The 2744-nt window shown below is 64.9% G+C and carries 5 protein-coding genes; 3 read left to right on the top strand and 2 right to left on the bottom strand.

Annotated elements, in window-relative coordinates; translation table 11 throughout:
• From RHBS_RS29355 to RHBS_RS26485, 3 genes are all read left to right on the top strand, one after another.
• Positions 1–284, top strand: a 284-nt coding sequence (locus RHBS_RS29355; protein WP_374700669.1) for a hypothetical protein, incomplete at its 5' end; no start/stop codon positions are given.
• On the top strand, positions 281–772 hold the full coding sequence (locus tag RHBS_RS26490) for an ImmA/IrrE family metallo-endopeptidase (protein WP_237669791.1): 492 nt from the start codon (positions 281–283) through the stop codon (positions 770–772). The genes RHBS_RS29355 and RHBS_RS26490, both read left to right, overlap by 4 nt.
• A 1-nt stretch (position 773) precedes the next feature.
• Positions 774–1751 (top strand): hypothetical protein, encoded by a 978-nt coding sequence (locus RHBS_RS26485; protein ID WP_121873273.1) that lies wholly within the window; start codon positions 774–776, stop codon positions 1749–1751.
• A gap of 27 nt (positions 1752–1778) precedes the next feature.
• Here the strand turns inward: RHBS_RS26485 and RHBS_RS26480 are convergent, their stop codons facing one another.
• A complete protein-coding gene (locus RHBS_RS26480; protein WP_037191674.1) occupies positions 1779–2207 on the bottom strand; it encodes a helix-turn-helix transcriptional regulator in 429 nt (142 codons plus the stop codon).
• A 108-nt stretch (positions 2208–2315) separates the two neighbouring features.
• Entirely contained in the window at positions 2316–2465 is a 150-nt protein-coding gene (locus RHBS_RS29350) for a hypothetical protein (protein ID WP_183130515.1), read from the bottom strand.
• Positions 2466–2744 lie beyond the last annotated feature (279 nt).

The raw sequence follows: 2744 nt of genomic DNA, 5'->3' as shown, positions 1-2744 counted from the left end.
TCTTCCTCACCGCGCCGTCGACACGAACGGCCGGCCCGGCGTCGACCAGTGCGGCCTCTCCGTCGTCGTCCGCGTCCGGTCCCGGCGCATCGGGTCCCGGTGCGAACGGTCCTGATCCGGATACCGAACTCACCGCGTCGTCCGGTCTGTTGGACGCACGCGCGGTGGCAGGCGGAGTCGTGGGTCTGATGCTCGCCGGAGCCGGAGCAGGTGTCATCAGCGCCAGGGGAGCCCGCGCGCAGCAGGTGCGTCTCGATCGAGCTCGCGGGGAGATTTTCTCGTGACGCGCTCACACCGTCGGATCTCGGCGGCCGTGGACGTGGTCTGCGAAATTGCAGCGGATGCCGATCGGTCCACGCTCGACGGCGTGATCGAGGCGATCGCCCGCGAACGCAGGCGGCCGATCGTCATCGAGGGCGCAGTCCTGCCGCCGGGGGTGTGTGGGCAGCGCCGCGCCTACCCCGATCGCGATGTGATCGTGATCGGTATAGACCTTCCGAATTACGATCGCACGCTTGCCCACGAACTGGGCCACATCGTCTTTCGGCACGACGGCATACCCATCGAGAGTTCCCTGCGCGCCGTCAGCGAAGAGCTGTTGGCGTACTTGCTGAGCGAACGCACGTTGCAATCGGCCGTGGTGGACGGTGCCGACAACGACGACGAATGGGAAGCGGAGGCCTTCGCCGGGCAGTTGCTGCAGCGATTGCGTCGTGCGAACACCCGAGGCGCAGCTCGATCGATCGTCTCTTTCGACCAGGCGTTGGGCTGACATGGCGTGGATTGCAGCACTGGTGGTCTGGCTTGCGGCCGGTGCACGAGTGGGCCGAATGGTCGTGCGACCTGCCACCACGGTTCGGATCTGCATGGTCCTGGCCATGGTGTGCACAGCGGCGGCCCAGACGGTGGCCATCGACGACGTCGCCGCCACGCTCGGCCGCGACAATGCGGCTGCAGCGTTGGCGATGTGCTGGGCCGGCGGGGCCGGAGCGTCGATGGTGATCGCCATCAGAGCATGGCCGACACTTCTGCGGCGGTGGTACCGAACGTGCGCCGTCGTCATCGCGGTGTCCACAGCCGGTGCGATGGCTGGCTCGCTCTGGAACCCGGTGGCCGGATGGTGCGCGGTGCTGCCGGCGTTCGCCGCCGTGATCGCGGCCGGGGTTCGGGTAATCGCCCGCACGCCGATCGGGCGTGCGGTTGCCCTTTATTGTCTCGGTGCTGTGGCACCGCTGTCGATCGCCATCGCAGTGATTCTCGGTGCGGAACCCAACCGCGGGGTGCTCACACTGGGTGCGTTGATCATGTCGATCGGTGCCGTGTCGGTGTTGATCGAGACATGGATACGCGCCCGGATCCTGCTCTACCGCATCAAAGATCTACACCACGCCCTGCTCCGCCGATTCCCCGAACTTCGCGACTCCGACAGATCGCGGGCACCCACTGTGCTGCAAGCGTCCGATCACGTGTCGGACGTCATGGACGGGCTGTACTTGCAGGTGGGCGCCGGACAGTTCGACGACGGAGTCGCCGCGCCGAACGATCCGGTGGATCGCGCAGCACGGATAGCTCGGACGGTCCACGACCCTCTCGCCCACCCCATCCTCGGTGCCCACTGGATCGTGCCCCCACCCGACTGGTCCCCTCCTCAGTGGGTTGCCTTGATCGCCCGGGCGCATCGATCGACGTCCACCGCCGCGCTCGACGACTCGACATCACCGGACTCCGCTACCGACACGACTGCTCGGTAGCGGACGGGGCCGGCCAGGCAGCGAGCGCTACGGGGTGCTGTCCGGTGGCACCGCGGGCAATCCTTCGCTTGCGCGTAGCTTTTCGGCCATCGAGGTCAGCAGGCTCTGCGATTCGTCGGACAGGTCGAATGCGCGTGCCGACAGTCGCCGCAGGCCCTGATTCCGCAATTGCGCGAGCATTTCGAGATCGCGATCGACCGCATCCTGATAGACCGGGTCGTAGAAATAATCCGCCCGTACCTTGAAGAACCGCGCCAACGCTGTCACGGTCTCCTCCGACGGGTTGGTCCTGTGTCCGGATCGAAGCTGCGAAATATACGGTTTGGAGATGCGATGGCCCGCGTCGGCCAGCCCCTGTGCGACCTCGGCATTGGTGTGAGGCCGACGTCCCGGTGGATGGACCGTGTCGAACAGCTTGTTCAACCTGGCCGCGAACGATCCGTCTTCGACCGGCACCTTTGTCTTCCCTCTGATCATGTGAACCCAACTTGTCCCGCGGCGGTAGCGACATTTCAGTAACCAAATGGTAACCGTCCGGCGGCTTCGATAAGCCCGCTCTGCTGTTCACGGTCGAAATCCGCGTTGGGTGGCGCTTGGCCGGTCCTGAGCGATGTGCCGAATCATTCGGATCGATTCGCCGACGATCAACGTGACCAGCGACAGCGCCATCAATGCAAGCGCAGCCACGATCGCGAATATCAACACCGAATACATCTCGACTACCCCTCTGTCTCATGAGCTGGACGAGTCTGGATCGCAGAGGCGACGTGATGCGGTCGAGTCCGGATGCGAGGCCTGTCGTGCTTTGCGGGGGGTGGCCTCGCATCCGGCAGCCGGCATCGTCTGCGAATTCGACACCGTCCAGGTCTAGATATTAGCTGAAAGATTGCTGTCGAGGCGAACTGAATCGGTGCCCTAGACATCCCGGGTCCGTAACTTGTCAAGCTGCGGCTGGTTGTTGCCCGGTGCGGTGTGCCCAAGCGGTGTGTTCGT

This window comes from Rhodococcus sp. BS-15, assembly GCF_000813105.1.
Classification (GTDB): Bacteria; Actinomycetota; Actinomycetes; order Mycobacteriales; family Mycobacteriaceae; genus Rhodococcoides.
Note: the sequence above shows the minus strand (reverse complement) of the source record. Positions and strands in the feature narration are given on the sequence as shown.